Annotated in this window: 18 protein-coding genes; 13 read left to right on the plus strand and 5 right to left on the minus strand. The window is 68.1% G+C overall.

All coding sequences use genetic code 11. The annotated features are described in order from the left end of the window. Positions 1–86: 86 nt before the first annotated feature. The 9 genes from J4O73_RS19925 (at position 87) to dprA (ending at position 7,519) form a co-directional block, all read left to right on the plus strand. Positions 87–962 (plus strand): S-methyl-5'-thioadenosine phosphorylase, encoded by an 876-nt coding sequence (locus J4O73_RS19925; RefSeq protein WP_426220212.1) that lies wholly within the window; start codon positions 87–89, stop codon positions 960–962. Positions 963–1,046: 84 nt separating this feature from the next. Next, positions 1,047–1,634 carry an imidazoleglycerol-phosphate dehydratase HisB gene (gene hisB / locus J4O73_RS19930; RefSeq protein ID WP_426220214.1) on the plus strand — a complete coding sequence of 196 codons (588 nt, stop codon included), beginning with the start codon at positions 1,047–1,049 and terminating at the stop codon, positions 1,632–1,634. Positions 1,635–1,652: 18 nt separating this feature from the next. Further along, positions 1,653–2,138 (plus strand): DUF2628 domain-containing protein, encoded by a 486-nt coding sequence (locus J4O73_RS19935; protein WP_426220216.1) that lies wholly within the window; start codon positions 1,653–1,655, stop codon positions 2,136–2,138. A 16-nt stretch (positions 2,139–2,154) separates the two neighbouring features. Beyond that, entirely contained in the window at positions 2,155–2,817 is a 663-nt protein-coding gene (gene hisH / locus J4O73_RS19940; protein ID WP_426220217.1) for an imidazole glycerol phosphate synthase subunit HisH, read from the plus strand. 34 nt (positions 2,818–2,851) lie between these two features. Continuing rightward, complete coding sequence (gene hisA, locus J4O73_RS19945; protein WP_426220219.1) at positions 2,852–3,586, plus strand: 1-(5-phosphoribosyl)-5-[(5-phosphoribosylamino)methylideneamino]imidazole-4-carboxamide isomerase; 735 nt, start codon at positions 2,852–2,854, stop codon at positions 3,584–3,586. Between the two features lie 37 nt (positions 3,587–3,623). Further along, on the plus strand, positions 3,624–4,418 hold the full coding sequence (gene hisF, locus J4O73_RS19950; RefSeq protein WP_378969660.1) for an imidazole glycerol phosphate synthase subunit HisF: 795 nt from the start codon (positions 3,624–3,626) through the stop codon (positions 4,416–4,418). Next, positions 4,415–5,719: a dihydroorotase gene (locus J4O73_RS19955; RefSeq protein ID WP_426220221.1), complete on the plus strand. Its 1,305-nt coding sequence runs from the start codon at positions 4,415–4,417 to the stop codon at positions 5,717–5,719. The genes hisF and J4O73_RS19955 overlap by 4 nt, the downstream gene beginning before the upstream one ends. Continuing rightward, positions 5,716–6,321 carry a glycerol-3-phosphate 1-O-acyltransferase PlsY gene (gene plsY / locus J4O73_RS19960; protein ID WP_426220223.1) on the plus strand — a complete coding sequence of 202 codons (606 nt, stop codon included), beginning with the start codon at positions 5,716–5,718 and terminating at the stop codon, positions 6,319–6,321. Before J4O73_RS19955 ends, plsY begins: the two co-directional genes overlap by 4 nt. Positions 6,322–6,328: 7 nt before the next feature. Further along, positions 6,329–7,519: a DNA-processing protein DprA gene (gene dprA / locus J4O73_RS19965; protein ID WP_426220225.1), complete on the plus strand. Its 1,191-nt coding sequence runs from the start codon at positions 6,329–6,331 to the stop codon at positions 7,517–7,519. A gap of 61 nt (positions 7,520–7,580) precedes the next feature. Here the strand turns inward: dprA and J4O73_RS19970 are convergent, their stop codons facing one another. Beyond that, entirely contained in the window at positions 7,581–8,006 is a 426-nt protein-coding gene (locus J4O73_RS19970) for an organic hydroperoxide resistance protein (RefSeq protein WP_426220227.1), read from the minus strand. A 110-nt stretch (positions 8,007–8,116) separates the two neighbouring features. Then, complete coding sequence (gene ade / locus J4O73_RS19975; protein WP_426220229.1) at positions 8,117–9,835, minus strand: adenine deaminase; 1,719 nt, start codon at positions 9,833–9,835, stop codon at positions 8,117–8,119. 130 nt (positions 9,836–9,965) lie between these two features. Between ade and J4O73_RS19980 the strand changes: the two genes are divergently transcribed. Next, entirely contained in the window at positions 9,966–11,486 is a 1,521-nt protein-coding gene (locus J4O73_RS19980) for a phytoene desaturase (protein ID WP_426220231.1), read from the plus strand. Further along, complete coding sequence (locus tag J4O73_RS19985) at positions 11,467–12,543, plus strand: phytoene/squalene synthase family protein (protein WP_426220233.1); 1,077 nt, start codon at positions 11,467–11,469, stop codon at positions 12,541–12,543. Before J4O73_RS19980 ends, J4O73_RS19985 begins: the two co-directional genes overlap by 20 nt. 7 nt (positions 12,544–12,550) lie before the next feature. On the opposite strand, the gene hemC is transcribed toward J4O73_RS19985, so the two are convergent. Continuing rightward, positions 12,551–13,474 carry a hydroxymethylbilane synthase gene (hemC, locus tag J4O73_RS19990; protein ID WP_426220234.1) on the minus strand — a complete coding sequence of 308 codons (924 nt, stop codon included), beginning with the start codon at positions 13,472–13,474 and terminating at the stop codon, positions 12,551–12,553. Between the two features lie 191 nt (positions 13,475–13,665). Here hemC and J4O73_RS19995 point away from each other — a divergent pair, with 191 nt between their 5' ends. After that, complete coding sequence (locus J4O73_RS19995) at positions 13,666–14,580, plus strand: metallophosphoesterase (protein ID WP_426220236.1); 915 nt, start codon at positions 13,666–13,668, stop codon at positions 14,578–14,580. A 47-nt stretch (positions 14,581–14,627) separates the two neighbouring features. Continuing rightward, positions 14,628–15,080 (plus strand): ABC transporter ATPase, encoded by a 453-nt coding sequence (locus tag J4O73_RS20000; RefSeq protein WP_426220238.1) that lies wholly within the window; start codon positions 14,628–14,630, stop codon positions 15,078–15,080. Between the two features lie 250 nt (positions 15,081–15,330). Here J4O73_RS20000 and J4O73_RS20005 read toward each other — a convergent pair whose 3' ends face one another. Together J4O73_RS20005 and J4O73_RS20010 are read right to left on the minus strand one after the other, a co-directional pair. Then, a complete protein-coding gene (locus tag J4O73_RS20005) occupies positions 15,331–16,191 on the minus strand; it encodes an ABC transporter substrate-binding protein (protein WP_426220239.1) in 861 nt (286 codons plus the stop codon). 5 nt (positions 16,192–16,196) lie between these two features. Continuing rightward, positions 16,197–17,729, minus strand: a complete 1,533-nt coding sequence (locus tag J4O73_RS20010) for an acyl-CoA carboxylase subunit beta (protein WP_426220370.1) — start codon at positions 17,727–17,729, stop codon at positions 16,197–16,199. Positions 17,730–17,802 lie beyond the last annotated feature (73 nt).

The following is a 17,802-nucleotide window of genomic DNA, read 5'->3' on the forward strand; positions in this document are numbered from 1 at the left end:
AGCGGGCCTCCCCTCCGGGAGGCCCGTCTTTTTTGGGCGCGACCACCATGCTACCGGCGAACCACAACAGTGACGGAGACGCCGGAATGACGGCAGCGGTGCTCGGGGTGATCGGCGGATCGGGGGTCTACGACCTGCCCGGCCTTGAGGATGTGCGCGAGGAACGCGTCACCTCTCCCTGGGGTGAGCCTTCCGATGCGCTGCGCATCGGGCGGATCGGCAAGACGACGCTGGTCTTTCTGCCCCGGCACGGGCGCGGCCACCGCCTCTCGCCCTCCGGGATCAATTACCGCGCGAATATCGACGCGATGAAGCGCGTCGGCGTCACCGACATCGTCTCTCTCTCGGCCTGCGGCTCCTTCCGCGAGGAGCTACCCCCCGGTTTGTTCGTTCTCGTCGATCAGTTCGTGGACCGGACCCACGGGCGCGCCTCGTCCTTCTTCGGCGACGGCTGCGTCGCCCATGTCTCTCTGGCCCATCCGGTCGGGCCGCACCTGCAGGATCGCATCGCTGAGGCGGCCAAGGCTGAGGACATCCAAGTCCACCGGGGCGGCACCTATGTCTGCATGGAGGGGCCGCAATTCTCGTCGCTCGCCGAGTCGCGCGCCTACAAGGCGCAGGGCTTCGATGTGATCGGCATGACCAACATGCCGGAGGCCAAGCTCGCCCGTGAGGCCGAGATCACCTACGCGACGATCGCGATGGTGACCGATTACGATTGCTGGCACCCCGGCCATGACGCCGTCGATGTCGCCGCCGTCATCGCCGTGGCGCGGGCCAATGCCGACAAAGCCGCGCAGCTGGTATCGCGCCTCGCCCGCGACTTCCCGGCCGAGCGCGAGCTCTGCCCCGCGGGCTCGCACCGGGCGCTCGACGGCGCGATCATGACGGCGCCCGCCGTGCGCGATCCGGCGCTGCTCGCCAAGCTCGATGCCGTGGCCGGACGCGTACTGAAGGGCTGACGCCCGCGCGCGATTTCCCTTTCCCGTCACGTATTCTAGAAGCACCCGGCGGCCCCTTCGCCGCCGACACTCATCACGGACACGATGCGCAGCGCGAGTATCAGCCGGAAGACCGCCGAAACCGACGTTTCGGTGTCGGTCGCCCTCGACGGTACCGGGAAGGCGACGATCGCCACCGGCATCGGCTTTCTCGACCACATGCTCGAACTGCTCGCGCGGCACGCCCTGTTCGACATCGACATCAAGGTCGCGGGCGACCTGCATGTCGATCAGCATCACTCCGCCGAGGATTGCGGCATCGCGCTTGGCCAAGCCTTCGCCAAGGCGCTCGGCGACAAGCGCGGCGTGACCCGTTATGCCGATGTCCATCTGCCGATGGACGAAACGTTGAGCCGCGTCTGCGTCGACATCTCCGGTCGCCCGTTCCTCGTTTTCCGCACGCAGTTCCGGGTCGAGAAAATCGGAAACTTTGACACCGAACTCGTCCGTGAATGGTTTCAGGCCTTCGCGATGAATGCGGGGCTCACCTTGCATGTGGAGACGTTCTACGGCGAGAATGCACACCACATCGCCGAGAGTTGCTTCAAAGGACTGGCCCGGGCCTTGCGAAAGGCCGTCGCGATCGATCCACGCGAAGAGGGCCGCGTCCCGTCGACCAAGGGAACATTGTAGGGGCCAAGCCTAATGCGCATGCGCAGCTACACCCTCCACCTGCCGCCCGAGGCTCGCCCCGGTGAGGTCGACGGCCTCGACCGGGCCGTTCTCGTGCCCGACGGGTTCTCGCGGCCCGCCTTCGCCTTCTCGGTGTTGTGGTTCCTCTACCACCGGCTCTGGATCGCAGCCCTCCTCGTGCTGGCCGGGCTCGTGTTGCTGGCTTTTGGCGGCTTCGCCATCGGCCTGGCGCGCTGGGCGGGTACGCTGATGACCCTGCTCGCCAGCGTGCTCATTGGCCTCGAAGCGTCGAGCCTGCGTCGGTGGACGTTGGCCCGAAAGGGTTGGGCCGCCCGCGACGTGATCGTGGCGCGGGATGCCGCCGAGGCCGAAGCAAAGGCGCTCGCCCGCTGGCTCGACCCAAGCAACGCTGCGTTACCGCCGCGCGCGCCCTTCCCGGGCGGCCCCGCGCGCCGGGCGGAGCCGGTGATCGGTCTGTTCCCCGCCCGTGAAGGGCTGCGGTGACGGCGTGGGACAGGGAATGACCGGACAGACTGTCGCCATCATCGATTACGGATCGGGCAATCTCCACTCGGCCTTGAAGGCGTTCGAGCGTGCCGCCCGCGAGACCGGGCTCGACGGCACCCGCATCGTCCTGACCGCCGATCCGGAGGTCGTGGCGGCGGCGGACCGTATCGTCCTTCCGGGTGTCGGCGCCTATGCCGATTGCCGGGCCGGGCTCGACGCCGTTCCCGGCATGGTCGAGGCGATGACCGGCGCGGTGAAGCGCGAGGGTAAGCCCTTCCTCGGCATCTGCGTCGGCATGCAGTTGCTGGCGTCTCGCGGGCTCGAATATGTCGAAACGCCCGGTCTCGGCTGGATCCCCGGCGATGTCGGGCCGATCCGGCCGTCCGATCCGGCGCTCAAGGTGCCGCATATGGGCTGGAACACCCTCAGCGCGGTTCGCCCCCACGCCCTGTTCGAGGGCATCCCGACCGGGGAAGGGGGCCTGCATGCCTATTTCGTGCACAGCTTCGCCTTAACGCCCAAGCATCCCGATGACACGGTGATGCGGGCGGAGTACGGCGGCCCGGTCACGGCCGCCGTGGCACGCGACAACGTCGCCGGCATGCAGTTCCACCCCGAGAAGAGCCAGCATCTCGGCCTCGCCCTCATCGCCAACTTCCTTCGCTGGCGCCCCTGACCGGCGCCGCAGGACAGACGAGAAAGACATCCCGGTGATCCTGTATCCCGCAATCGACCTGAAGGGTGGCCGCTGCGTCCGCCTCGTCCAGGGAGACATGGACCGGGCAACCGTCTTCGGGGACGACCCCGCTGCGCAGGCGGCGATCTTCGCCGGCCAAGGTTTCTCGTGGCTGCACGTGGTCGATCTCGACGGCGCCTTCGCGGGCGCGCCGCGGAATGCCGAGGCGGTCGAATCGATCCTCGCGACCATCGACATCCCGGTGCAACTCGGTGGCGGCATCCGGGACATGAAGACCCTGGAAGGCTGGCTGTCCAAAGGCGTCGCCCGCGTCATCATCGGCACCGCCGCGGTGCGCGATCCGGCCTTCGTCCGTGAGGCGGCCCGGCTGCATCCCGGCAAGGTGGCGGTGGGCATCGATGCCAAGGACGGGCGCGTCGCCGTTGAGGGATGGGCGCAGACCTCCAGCATGACCGCCGAGGAACTCGGGCGCCGGTTCGAGGATGCCGGAGTCGCGGCCATCGTCTACACCGACATCGCCCGAGACGGCATCCTGAAGGGTCTCAACGTCGAGATGACGCTTGCGCTGGCCGAGGCCGTGGCCGTGCCGGTGATCGCCTCGGGCGGCCTCGCCTCCATCGCGGACGTGCACCGGCTGCTGCAGCCCGATTGCGCGCTGATCGCGGGCGCCATCACCGGCCGCGCCCTCTATGACGGCCGCATCGACCCCATCGCGGCCCTGGCCGCGATCGCGGCGGCCTCGCGTTAAGCTCGCGGCGACCTCAGGCAGAAGGGAAGCCCGTCCCGTGCTCAAGACCCGCATCATCCCCTGCCTCGACGTGAAGGACGGGCGCGTCGTCAAAGGTGTGCGCTTCGAGGGCCTGCGTGATGCGGGCGATCCGGTCGAGGCCGCCAAGGCCTATGATGCGGCGGGGGCGGACGAGCTCTGCTTCCTCGACATCACGGCGAGCCGCGAGGCCCGTGGCACCCTGCTCGACGTCGTGAGCCGCACGGCGGAAGCCTGCTTCATGCCGCTTACGGTCGGCGGCGGCGTGCGCGCGGTCGAGGATGTCCGCGCCCTGTTGCTCGCGGGCGCGGACAAGGTCGCGATCAACACCTCGGCCGTGAAGGATCCCGATCTCGTCGCCCGCGCGGCGGAAAAGTTCGGCGCGCAATGCATTGTGGTGGCCATCGACGCCAAGCGCGTCTCCGCCCCCGGTGAGCCCCTGCGCTGGGAGATCTTCACCCATGGCGGGCGTGATCCGACCGGTATCGACGCGATCGCCTTCGCCCGGCTCGTCGCGGAGAAGGGCGCGGGCGAGCTGCTCGTGACATCCATGGATCGCGACGGCACCCGCTCCGGCTACGATCTCGCGCTCACGCGGGCGATCTCCGATTCGGTAGGCGTGCCGGTCATCGCCTCGGGCGGTGTCGGCGGGCTCGACGATCTCGTGGCGGGTGTCGCCGAGGGCGGGGCCAGCGCCGTGCTCGCCGCCTCGATCTTCCATTTCGGCCAAGCTACGATCAGCGAGGCCAAGGCGCATATGGCCGCCGCCGGCCTCGCCATGCGCCTCGACCCCCTCGCGGAGCCGCGCCCGTGACCGACCTTCTGCTCGCCAACGCGACCCTGCTCGATCCATCGAGCGGTACGGAAAAGCCCGGCGCGATTCTCGTCCGAGACGGGGCCATCGCCGACATCGCGCAGGGCGCCGCGCCCGGTGCGCCTGGGGGCGCCAAGCGGATCGACTGCGCGGGCCGTGTCCTCGCGCCCGGTCTCATCGATCTGCGCGCCTTCGTGGGCGAGCCCGGCGCCGAGCACCGCGAGACTTTGGCCTCGGCCAGCGCCGCCGCTGCCGCCGGGGGGGTGACCACGCTGGTCTGTATGCCGGACACCAATCCGGTGATCGACGGCCCGGCCATCGTGGATTTCGTCCTACGGCGCGCGCGCGATACGGCCTGCGTCAACGTCCTGCCCGCCGCCGCCATCACCAAGGGCCTCGCGGGCCGGGAGATGACGGAGTTCGGCCTGTTGCAGGAGGCAGGTGCGGTGGCCTTCACCGATGGCCTTCGCGCGGTGGCCGATGCGCAGGTGATGCGCCGGGCGCTGACCTATGCCCGCGATTTCGGTGTGCTCATCATGCAGCATGTCGAGGAGGCGAGCTTGGCCGCCGAGGGCGTGATGAATGAAGGCGAACTCGCCTCGCGTCTCGGCCTGATGGGCGTGCCCCGCGAGGCCGAGACCGTGATGCTGGAGCGCGACCTCCGCCTCGTGCGCCTCACGGGGGCCCGCTATCATGCGGCGATGATCTCCTGTTCCGATTCGGTCGAAATCGTGCGTCGCGCGAAGGAGGACGGGTTGCCCGTCACCTGCGGCGTATCGGTGAACAACCTCGTCCTCAACGAGAACGATATCGGCCATTACCGCACCTTCTGCCGTCTCTCGCCGCCCTTGCGCGACGAGGCCGACCGGCAGTCGATGGTGGCCGCCCTGGCCTCGGGGGTGATCGACGTGATCGTCTCCGATCACAACCCGCAGGATGCCGACACCAAGCGTCTGCCCTTCGCCGAGGCGGCGGATGGGGCGCTCGGCATCGAGACCCTGCTTGGCGCCGCCATGCGCCTCGTCCATACGGGCGATGTCAGCCTGCCTCGCCTGATCGCGGCGATGACCGCGAACCCCGCGACCCTGCTGGGCAAGCCCGCCGGGCGGCTGGCGATCGGCGCACCCGCCGATCTCGTGCTGATCGACCCGGATCTGCCCTATGTCGTCGACAAGCGGCGGCTGAAGTCCCGCTCGAAGAACTCGCCCTTCGACAGTGCCCGCCTGCAAGGTGCAGCGGTGCTGACCATGGTTGGTGGTCGCGTCGTCCATGCGGTCGATGATCTGGCGGCAGCGGCATGATTCCCGCCGATCTCGCCACGCTCCCCGCCCTCGCGGGACTGGGTATCGGCTACGCGCTCGGTTCGATTCCCTTCGGGCTCATCTTCACCCGGATCGCAGGACTGGGGGATGTGCGCTCGATCGGCTCCGGCAATATCGGCGCCACCAACGTCCTGCGCACCGGCCGCAAGGGTCTCGCCTTCGCGACCCTGTTGGGGGACGCCCTGAAGGGCACCGCCGCCGTGTTGATCGCGGCGCAGTTCGGTGAAGGACCCGCGATCGCGGCAGGCCTCGGCGCCTTCCTGGGGCACCTCTTTCCGGTTTGGCTCGGGTTCAAGGGCGGAAAGGGCGTCGCGACGCTGATCGGGTTGCTCATCGCCTTCAGCCCGGCGGCGCTCCTGGCCTTCGCCGTGGTGTGGCTCGGGCTGGCCTTCGCCTTCAAATATTCGTCGCTTTCGGCACTGGCCGCCTCGGCGGTGACGCCCCTGGTTCTGTGGCTGCTCGGCCTGCCCGCCGCCGCCCTGCTCTTCGTCGTGCTCGGCCTCCTGCTGTGGTGGAAGCACGCCCCCAACATCAAGCGCCTTGCGGCAGGCACCGAGGGGCGGATCGGCCAGAAGGGGTGAGCGCGCGATGGACCTTTCCGACGCGCAACGACTCGACTGGCTTCGCCTGATCCGCACCGAGGGCATCGGTCCCCGCAGCTTCCGCCAGCTGATCAACCGGTTCGGCGGCGCGGCAGCGGCACTGGAGGCCTTGCCGGATCTCAGCCGTCGCAAGGGACGGCCCGTCATTCCTCCGAGCCGTGCCCAGACCGAGGACGAGGTCGCGGCGCTCGCCCGACTCGGTGGCCGCTTCATCACCTCGGGCGACGCCGCCTATCCGGCCCTGCTTCGGGCGATCGATGCCGCGCCGCCGCTCATCGCCCTGCGCGGCGACCCCGCGATCCTGTCGCGCCCGGCCATCGCCATCGTCGGCTCGCGCAACGCGTCCGCTGCCGGGGGCGTGTTCACCGAGCGGCTGGCCCGCACGCTGGGCGAGGCCGGGCTCGTCATCGTTTCCGGTCTTGCGCGCGGCATCGATGCCCGCGCCCACCACGCCAGCCTTTCCACGGGCACGGTGGCCGTGATGGCGGGCGGACATGACCGGATCTACCCCGCGAACCATGCGGCCCTGGTCGATGCCATTCTCGATGCGGGCGGTGCCGTCCTCGCCGAGATGCCAATGGGGTGGCAGGCGCGCAGCCAGGACTTCCCCCGGCGCAACCGGATCGTGTCCGGCCTGAGCTATGGCAGCGTCGTGGTGGAGGCGGCCCGCCGCTCGGGCTCGCTCATCACCGCGCGCTATGCCCTGGAGCAGAACCGCGAGGTGTTCGCCGTGCCGGGCTCGCCCCTCGATCCGCGCTCGGACGGCACGAATGACCTGATCCGCCAGGGTGCGACCCTGGTGACGGAGGCGGATCACATCCTTGAAGTGATCGGGCCGATCATCGAGCACGGCGCCGTGCCGGAGGCCGCTCCCGCCCGCAGGCGTCCGGATCTCGCAGACCAGCCGGATTTCTGGGAAGAGCTGGATTTCGACGGTGCCTCAGCTCCCGTCGCTGACACGGCGCCGGAACCCGAGCCCGCCGAGCCGGGCGACGAGCATAGCCGCATCCTCGCCCTGCTCGGTCCTGGACCGGTCGCGATCAACGATCTCGCCCGCGCGGCGCAATGCGAGATCCGAACGGTCCAGACCGTCCTGCTCGAGTTGGAACTCGACGGGCATATCGAACGGCACGGCAGCGGAATGGTGGCTTTGGTTCGCGCAGCGTCTCACGCATGAGAAAGCCCCTCGCTTCCCGGAGGAAGGAGGGGCGAAAACGCTCGGGCGCGTCGGTTCGGTCTCAGGCGACCGTCAGGCCGACATCGACGTTGTTGCGCGTGGCGTTGGAATACGGGCACACCTTGTGGGCCTCTTGCACCAGACGTTCGGCATCCGCCTTGTCGAGGCCCGGCAGGCTGACCTTGAGATCGGCCGTGATGCCGAAGCCGCCCTCGGAGCGCGGGCCGATGCCCACATTGGCGGTGACGGTCGTGTCGTTCGGAACCTTGAGCGAGAGCTGCGGCGCCACGAACTTCATCGCGCCGAGGAAGCACGCGGAATAGCCGGCCGCAAAAAGCTGCTCGGGGTTATTGCCTTCGCCGCCGCCGCCGCCCAGCTCCTTCGGAGTGGAGAGCTTCACCGAGAGGCTGCCATCCTCGGTCTTGGCCGAGCCGTCGCGGCCTCCGGTGGCGGTTGCAGTGGTGCGGTACTTCACATCAACGGACATCGTGATCTCCCCGGCAGATGGGCCGTGCGCATTAAATGGCGGGCACGGTTCGGATATCCAGAATATCGATTGCGCGCAATCTAAATTCCAGCAAGCCTGTCATGCGTGCCTCACGCATCGACCAGTTCGAAGCGGTCCACATCGACGAGGCCGCGATCCGTGATCTTCAGGTGTGGGATCACCGGCAAGGGCAGGAAGGCGACCTGAAGGAACGGTTCCGGCAACACGACGCCGAGGCTGCGCGCCGCGTCACGCAGATGCCGAAGTGCTTCGGCGATGCCGGAATGGGATTGCAGACTCATCAGCCCGGCGAGCGGCAGGGCGATCTCCGCGAGGACCCGTCCCCCCTCGGCCACCACGAAGCCACCCTCGATCTCGCCGAGGCGATTCACGGCCACCGCCATATCCGCCTCGTCGGCGCCGACCACCGTGATGTTGTGGCAATCGTGCCCGACCGAGGAGGCGATGGCGCCGCGCTTCATGCCGAAACCCTTTACGAAGGCGACGCCGATTCCCCTGTCGCCTGGCCGTGTCCGTCCGTGGCGCTCCACCACAGCGACCTTCACCGCGTCCTGATCGAGGTCGATCCTCCGCTCCCCGTCCGAGTAGGGAAGGGTGAGGTCGTGGCGCAGCGTAATGATCTTGCCCGGCACCACGCCGATCACCGGCGTCGAGGGGCCGGAGCCGGGCGCCGCGAAATCGGCCGCATTCACCCGGCGGCTGCGGATACTGTTCCGCCCGATCGGCGCGACCGCCCGGCGCTCCGCGAACACGGCATCGTCGACCAGCCTCCCGGCACTGAGCACACCCGAGACCGAGCACTGGGCGAGATCGTCGAGGATGACGAGGTCGGCCCGCTGCCCGGGGGCGACGAGGCCGCGATCATGCAACCCGAAGGCCCTCGCCGCCGACCATGAGACGGCGCGGTAGACGGCGAGCGGGGGGCAACCGAGCCGGATCGCCGTCCGCACCACGAAGTCGAGATGCCCCTCCTCGGCGATGTCGAGGGGGTTCCGGTCGTCGGTGCAGAAGGCCAGGAACGGCGCCGTGCGCTCGTCGAGGATCGGCGCCAGGGCGTGCAGATCCTTCGAGACCGAGCCTTCGCGGATCAGGATGGTCATTCCCTTGGAGAGCTTCTCCATCGCCTCTTCGGGCGTCGTCGCCTCGTGCTCCGTGCGGATGCCGGCGGCGATGTACCCGTTGAGGGCGGTCCCGCGCAGCAGCGGCGCGTGTCCGTCAATGTGTCGCCCTTGAAAGGCCGCGAGCTTGGCCAGCGCACCCTCGTCCCCGGCCAGAACGCCAGGGAAGTTCATGAACTCGGCAAGGCCGATCACTTTGGGGTGGCTTGCGAAAGGCAGAAGGTCGGCGGCCTCGATGCAGGCACCGGAGGTTTCGAGATGCGCCGCCGCGGGCACGCAGGACGAAAGTTGCACCCGCAGGTCCATGACCGTCGCCTCGGCCGATTCGAGGAACCATGCGAAGGCGTCCGTCCCGAGGACGTTGGCCATCTCGTGAGGATCGCAGATGCCGGTGGTGACACCGCGCGGCAGCACGCACCGCTCGAATTCGAGGGGCGGCATCAGCGACGATTCCACATGGAAGTGTGTGTCGATGAAGCCCGGCACCACGATCCTGCCGGTGATGTCGATCTCGCGTTGCCCGCGATAGCTGCCGAACGTGCCGACGATCCGCCCGCCGCAGATGGCGATGTCGGAGGCGACGAGGTTGCCGGTCACGAGGTCGAGGAAGCGCCCGTTCTTGAGGACGAGATCGGCGTCGGTGCGCCCCGCACCCTGCGTGATGGCCCGCCTGAGAAAGTCCACACTCATGCTCACCTCCGACGGCCGCGCTGCCAGGACTGTGCCAGCTTCGGCGAACGCGCGAGAACCCGGTGCCAACGGTGCCGCATGCGAGATTTTCTCTCTTGCGCGCCGGAACATCGCCGGGCACTGTCAAGCAATGTTGACACTCGCGGCCAGACCGGAGTCGAGGGACACGAGCGATCCACGGCCTCACGCTGTGGTGATCGGCTCGGGTTTCGGCGGGCTGGCCGCCGCGGTCCGCCTCGGAGCGCGCGGATACCGCGTGACGGTGCTGGAACGGCTGGAGCAGCCCGGCGGGCGCGCCCGCGTTCACCGCCGGGACGGCTTCACGTTCGATGCCGGGCCTACCATCGTCACCGCACCGTTCCTGTTCGAGGAATTATGGGAGCTGGCGGGCAAACGCCTCTCCGATGACGTGACCATGGTGCCGATGGATCCGTTCTACCGGATCCGGTTCAGCGACGGCGCCACCTTCGATTACAGCGGCGATCCGGAGCGGATGCGCGCCGAGGTCGCCAAGTTCTCCCCCGGCGACGTAGCGGGCTATGAGCGGTTCATGGCCCATGCCCGCGCGGTCTGCGCGCTGGGCTTCGAGCAACTGGGCCATGTGCCCTTCGGCTCGGTCGGCGCGATGCTGAAGATCGCCCCCGATCTGCTGCGCCTCTCCGGCCACCGCAGCGTTCATTCGGTGGTGGCGAGCTTCATCCGCGACGAGCGGCTGCGCACCGTGTTCAGCTTTCACCCGCTCCTGATCGGCGGAAACCCGTTCAAGGCGAGCGGTGTCTATTGCCTGATCGCCGATCTCGAGCGGCGCTGGGGCGTGCATTTCGCCATGGGCGGCACGGGCAAGCTCGTGGAAGGGCTGGTTCGGCTCATTCGGGGGCAGGGCGGCCGGGTGCGTCTTGGCGCCGAGGTCGGCGAGATCGTCGTCGAGCAGGGAGCGGCGCGCGGCGTGCGGCTCGCGGGCGGCGAGGTCATCCCCGCCGACATCGTGGTGAGCAACGCGGACTCCGCCCTGACCCAAGCGAAGCTCCTGCCTGAGAACCTGCGTTGGAGCCCGCGCCGCCTGAAGCGATCACGCTCATCCATGGGTCTGTTCGTCTGGTATTTCGGCACCCGTCGCCGTTACCCGGACGTGGCCCACCACACGATCATGCTCGGGCCGCGCTATCGCGAACTGCTGGGCGATATCTTCGACCGGAAGGTGCTGGCGAAGGATGCGAGCCTCTATCTCCACCGCCCCACGGCGACGGATGACAGCCTCGCCCCCCCGGGACAGGATTGCTTCTACGTGCTGGCTCCGGTGCCGAACCTTGCCGGCGGGCAGGATTGGGCGGCCTTGGCCGAGCCCTATCGCCAGCGGATCGAGGCGATGCTCGAAGAGAGCGTCCTGCCGAACCTTCGTGCCGAACTCGCCACCAGCTTCGTGACCACGCCGCAGGATTTTCAGGACGATTTCCTGAGCTTCCGCGGCTCCGGCTTCGGCCTGGAACCGGTGCTGACCCAATCGGCATGGTTCCGGCCGCACAACCGATCCTCTGTGCCGAACCTCTACCTCGTCGGCGCGGGCACCCATCCGGGTGCCGGTCTGCCCGGCGTTCTCTCGTCCGCTCGTATCCTCGATCGCGTGGTGCCGGATGCCCGTGTCACGGCCTGAACCGATCCGCGCCGATGATCGCGCGGCCTGCCGCACCGCGATCCGCGCGGGCTCCAAGAGCTTCCACGCGGCGGGGTTGCTGCTGCCGTCCTCGGTGCGCCAGCCCGCCCACGGTCTCTACGCGTTCTGCCGCTTGGCCGACGACCTCGTGGACGAGAACGACGACGTTCACGGGCGGCACCGGGCGGTGGCCCGTCTGCGCGAACGGATCCATCTCGCCTATGCCGGCTATCCCGCCGACGATCCGGCCGACCGCGCCTTCGCCACGACCATCGCCGCCCACGCCATTCCCGACGCGCTGCCGCTCGCTCTGGTCGAGGGGCTGGAATGGGACGCGCAGGGCCGCTCCTACGCGGATATCGGCGAATTACACGCCTATGCCGCCCGCGTGGCAGGGGCTGTCGGGGTGATGATGGCCCTCATCATGGGCGTGCGAAGCCAGGAAGCCCTGGCCCGCGCCTGCGATCTCGGCGCCGCGATGCAACTCACCAACATCGCCCGCGACGTGGGCGAGGATGCCCGCATGGGCCGCCTCTATCTGCCCCGGGACTGGATGGACGAGGCCGGGCTCGACGCCGAGGCGTTCTTGAGCGATCCGCGCCCTTCACCCGCCCTGGCGCGAGTGGTCGCCCGACTGCTCGCGGAGGCCGACGGGCTCTATGCCCGCGCCGAATCCGGCATCGCCGCGCTGCCGCCGCGCTGCCGGCCGGCGATCCGTGCCGCCTCGCGGATCTATTCCCGCATCGGCCTGTCGGTCGCGCGCAACGGCTACGATTGTGTCACCCAACGGGCCAGGGTCGGCGATTGGGCGAAGCTCGGCCACGCCCTTGCTGCCGCCCTGCCGCGTCCCGCCGGTCCAGACCTCGCCCTGCCGCCGTTGGCACAGACGGCCTTCCTCATCGAGGCGGTCGCGGCGTATCCCTTGCCGCGCGGCCCCCGAGCCCTGCCGTCATGGTGGGATCTGCGAGGCCGCGTGCTGCACGTGCTCGACCTGATCGAGACCCTGCGCGAGCGCGAAGCCTTCGCGCAGGGCGGCCAATCGGAGATCGCGCGCTAGCCCCCTTCTACTGAAGGTGCTTGGTGTAGGTGTCGCCCGCCTGCGCCTTCAGCGCGGCGCCAGCCTCCCGCCCGATACGTTCGGCATCGGCCACAGGGCCTTCGCCTGAGGCCGCCCAATGCTGGCTTCCGTCCGGCAGGAACAGCAACCCATCGATCCGCAGGCGGTCACCCTGAATCTGCGCCAGCGCCGCGATGGGCGTCCGACAGGACCCGTCGAGTTCGGCCAGAAGAGCCCGCTCGGCGCCCACGGCGATCGTGGTGGTCTCGCAGGCGATGGGCGCGAGCAGCGCGCGGATCTCCGCATCGTTCTCGCGGCACTCGATGCCGAGCGCCCCCTGCGCCACGGCGGGCAGCATGGTCTCCACCGGCAGGACCGAGCGGGCCATGGATTCCAGGCTGAGGCGCTGGAGCCCCGCGAGCGCCAGAAGCGTCGCGTCGCACTCGCCCGATTCGAGCTTTCGCATGCGGGTGTTGGCGTTTCCGCGCAGGGGAACGACCTTCAGGTCGGGCCGATGCATCAGCACCTGCGCCGCCCGGCGGAGCGACGACGTGCCGACGCGCGCACCCTCGGGCAATGCGAGCAGCGTCTCGGCATGGGGCGAGAGGAACGCGTCGCGCGGATCGTCCCGTTCGAGGATACAGGCGATGGCGAGCCCTTCCGGCAGCCACGTCTCGACATCCTTCATCGAATGAACGGCGACGTCGACCTCGTTCGCGTAGAGCGCCTGTTCCAATTCCTTGGTGAACAGACCCTTGCCGCCGATCTCGGAGAGCGGCCGGTCGAGGATCTTGTCGGCCACCGTGGTGACGACGACGAGTTCGGTTTCCAGGCCGGGATTGGCGGCAACGATCTTGTCGCGGACCATGCCCGTTTGGGCGAGGGCCATCGGACTGCCGCGGGTGCCGATGCGCAGGGGGCGGTTCAGCATGTCGGGTGTGTGTCGCTTCTCACGGACGGGGGCGGCAGCGCGACCTTACAGAAGCGAATGCTCCGCTTCCATCATCTTGAGCAGTCCGGTTCAGGCGCCGTCAACCAAAGGTGTTCTAGACCGGATATGAACCAGATGATCCCGCAACGGGAATGGATCGGCGAGGTCATGAAACGAAGCGGAACGAGGTCATGCTGATCCTGCCGAGCCGGCGCCAATTCCTCACCGGTCTCGGTGCGGCCGTCGGCGTCGCGGGAGCGACAGGGGCCTATGGCTTCGGCGTCGAGCCCCTGCATCGTCTGGTCGTGACACGCTACGCGCCATCGATCCCGTCATGGGCGAACGGTCCATCCCTTCGGATCGCCGTGCTGGCCGATTTCCACATTTGTGAGCCGTTCATGCCCTTCGACAGGGTGGCGCAGATCGTGGACACGACCAATGCGCTTCGCCCGGACCTCATTCTGATGCTCGGGGATTATCCGGCCGGGAAGGTCGCGTGGCAAAAGCTGCCTCTGTCGGATTTCGCCCGGCTCGTGGAGGGACTTCGCGCGCCCCTCGGCACCTATTCCATCCTCGGCAACCACGATTGGTGGGACGACGAGGCGACGCAACTCGCCGTCGGCGGCACGCCCCGCGTCCGCAAGATCCTGGAGGCCCGGGGCATTCCCGTCCTCGAGAACGACGTCATCCGGCTCACCAAGGACGGCAAGCCGTTCTGGCTCGCGGGGCTCGGTGATCAGGAGCCCTTCGAGTATAGGCCGATCAGCATCGCCGATCTCCCCGGCACGTTGGCGAAGGTCACGGACGACGCGCCGGTCCTCATGATGGCGCACGAGCCGAAGATCTTCCCTTGGATGTCGAAGCGCGTCGCGCTCACTTTGTCGGGCCACACCCATGGCGGGCAGGTCCGGATCTTCGGCCGATCCCCGGCCATCCGCCCGGTCGCGGGCCACGATCTCGCCTATGGTCATCGCATCATCGACGGCCGCCACATCATCGTCTCGGGCGGGTTCGGGGTCAGTCGCATTCCGGTGCGCTTCGGTGTTCCTCCGGAAATCGTGATGGTGGAACTGGGACAATCTGCGCCGGACGCCACGACCTCCTGAGGTCTAGGGGCAATCCCAATCCGAACTCCGCGCGCTAAATGGCGCTCATGCGCGCGCTTCTTCTCCTTCCAATCCTCTGCCTCACGGCCGGGTCCGCACGGGCGGACGAGTGCGAGACCCTGGTCTCGAAGATCATCGCAGAGACCGGCGCCAAGGCCGACCTGCGGCGGTCGGACTACGCCACCTTCACCGTCAGCCCCGACATGACCATGTCGCTCGCCTGCGGCGCGCCCGCGCTCTCCTCGGTGGGGGCGCAGTACAAGGGCGAGACGCCGCCGGACGAGTACTACACCACCTTCGCCAAGGCGGGTCAGGCCGTCACCGGCATCGATGCCAAGGTCATCGTGGACGCGGCTCACAAGGCGCAGGCGACGGCCAGCCGGAAGCGCCACAGCAACATCGACCTCGGCGGGGCGCTGGTGACCTGCTCAACGATGGTCTCGCCCGACAAGGGACCGCTGACGCTGTGCGCGGTGATCGAGCACAGCGACAAGAGCTGATCGCGCATTCCGACGAAGGGGATACCGGTTCGTCGCAAGATGCGCGTTAAAACCCAAAGCGAGAGCGGTATCCGGCCGATTTGAGGCATTCCCGTCGATGGAGCCCTGGTCGTCTTTGCGAACGGAGTGAAGCAATCCAGGGAGGCGCACCGTTCTGAGGCGCCCCGCTACCTCGGATTGCTTCGCTGACGCTCGCAAAGACAGAGGTACGCAAACCAGCTCGATCGAATACGCTTCTTGGAGCGAGGCGTTACGGACGTTCCGCCTTCGGGGCGACGGTGGCGTCGGGTTGTCCGCTCTTCGCCAGGGCGTCCGCGACGAATCCTGACGCCTTCATCTCCTCGACGAAGCGGTCCAAGTAGGCTTGCGCCTCCGGGCGACCTGCTGGCAATGCGACGGCCTGCTCGATGGCCATGAAGCGGCCGGGGAGGATGCGCACGTCCGCGTGGTCCCGCGCATAGACTTCGAGCGGCTGGCGAACGGAGGCCACTACATCGGTGTGGTCCCGCCGGAACACATCCAGAGCCGCCGCCGATGTCGGGGCGAAGACGCGCTCCGCGTTCTTCAGATGGCGGCTGAGGTACAGGTCGTAGGCCGTGTTTCGCCCGACCGCGATCCTCACGCCGGGGCGATCGACCTGATCGTTCTGCGTGATCGGCGAGACCGCGGGCACCATGTAGGCACCTTCGATGATCACGTAGGGCGCGGTGAAGGCGATGGTTTGGGCACGCTGGGGATCGATGGCCAGGAACGCCACATCCCAAGGATGAGCACCGCCGACCGCTTCGACCACCTTTCCGGCCGTGTCGTAGGTCGTGAAGGCGACCGGGATCTTCAACCGCCGCCCGAGTTCGCGGGCCAGATCCGCCGAGATGCCCGCGGGCTCCCCATCGGCACCCTTCTGCGCCAGGACGATGTTGCCGTAATTGATCGCGGCGCGCAGCGTCCCTGTGGGAGCCATCGCGCGGACCAGGGCGGGGGAGACGTCTTCAGCCATGGCCTTGCCCTCGCAGGCGGCGAGAAGGGACAGCGTGCCCCACAGGACCGCACCGGTGACGCGACGTGCGAGACGGCGGCCTGCTGGAGGCCGACCGCCGTGCTTCGCGTTCATCACGCTCAGAGCGGGATGTTGTCGTGCTTCTTCCAGGGCTGCTCCATCTTCTTGGTGCGGAGCATGCCCAGCGCGCGGGCGATCCGCCGACGCGTGGAATGGGGCATGATCACCTCGTCGATGTAGCCGCGTTCGGCCGCCACGAAGGGCGAAAGGAAGCGATCTTCGTATTCCTTGGTGCGCTCGGCGATCTTGTCCGGGTCGCCGAGCTCGTTGCGGAAGATGATCTCCACCGCGCCCTTGGCGCCCATCACCGCGATCTGCGCGGTCGGCCACGCGTAGTTCACGTCGGCGCCGACATGCTTCGAGGCCATGACGTCATAGGCGCCGCCGAAGGCCTTGCGGGTGATGATCGTGACTAGCGGCACGGTCGCTTGGTTGTAGGCGAACAGCAGCTTGGCGCCGTGCTTGATCAGGCCGCCGTATTCCTGTGCGGTGCCCGGAAGGAAGCCCGGCACGTCCACGAAGGTGATGATCGGGATCGAGAAGGCGTTGCAGTAGCGCACGAAGCGAGCCGCCTTCCGCGAGGCGTCCGAATCGAGCACGCCCGCGAGCACCAGCGGCTGGTTCGCCACGAAGCCGACCGTGCGGCCCTCGATGCGGCCGAAGCCGGTGATGATGTTGCGCGCGTAAGCCGCCTGGATCTCGAAGAAGTCGCCCTCATCGACCACCCGGCGGATCAACTCGCCCATGTCGTAGGGCTTGTTCGGATTGTCGGGGATCAGCGTGTCGAGCGACATGTCCAGACGGTTCACGTCGTCGAACGACTCGATCTCCGGAACGCCATCGATGTTGTTGGCGGGCAGGAAGTCGAGCAGGCGACGGATCTGGAGGATCGCCTCGACATCGTTCTCGAAGGCGCCGTCGGCGATCGAGGACTTGGTGGTGTGGACCTTGGCGCCACCGAGCTCTTCGGCGGTCACCACCTCGTTGGTCACGGTTTTCACCACGTCGGGGCCGGTCACGAACATGTAGCTCGTGTCGCGGACCATGAAGATGAAGTCGGTCATGGCGGGCGAGTACACGTCGCCGCCCGCGCACGGGCCCATGATGACGGAGATCTGCGGGATCACGCCGGATGCCATGACGTTACGGCGGAACACCTCGCCGTAGCCGCCGAGTGCCGCCACGCCCTCTTGGATGCGCGCGCCGCCGGCATCGAAGATGCCGATGATCGGGGCGCGCATCTTCAGCGCCATGTCCTGCACCTTCACGATCTTGGCGGCATGGGTCTCCGAGAGGGAGCCGCCGAACACCGTGAAGTCCTTCGAGAACAGGAAGACCGTGCGGCCGTTGATCGTGCCCCAGCCGGTCACGACGCCGTCGCCGGGGATCTTCTGCTTCTCCATGCCGAAATCGGTGGAGCGGTGCTGCACGAACATGTCGAACTCTTCGAACGACCCATGGTCGAGCAGGAGTTCGATGCGCTCGCGCGCCGTGAGCTTGCCGCGGTTGTGCTGAGCCTCGACGCGCTTCTCGCCGCCGCCGAGGCGAGCCTGGTCGCGGCGCTCGGCAAGTTTGTCGAGGATGTCCTTCATGGTCGTCGTCCGCCCCTGTGCATGCTCGGCCACCCGGTGTGTCCGGATCGACCTTGAGCGTTGCTATCGGTCG

The sequence above is a fragment of the Methylobacterium sp. NFXW15 genome, assembly GCF_049887755.1.
Classification (GTDB): Bacteria; Pseudomonadota; Alphaproteobacteria; order Rhizobiales; family Beijerinckiaceae; genus Methylobacterium.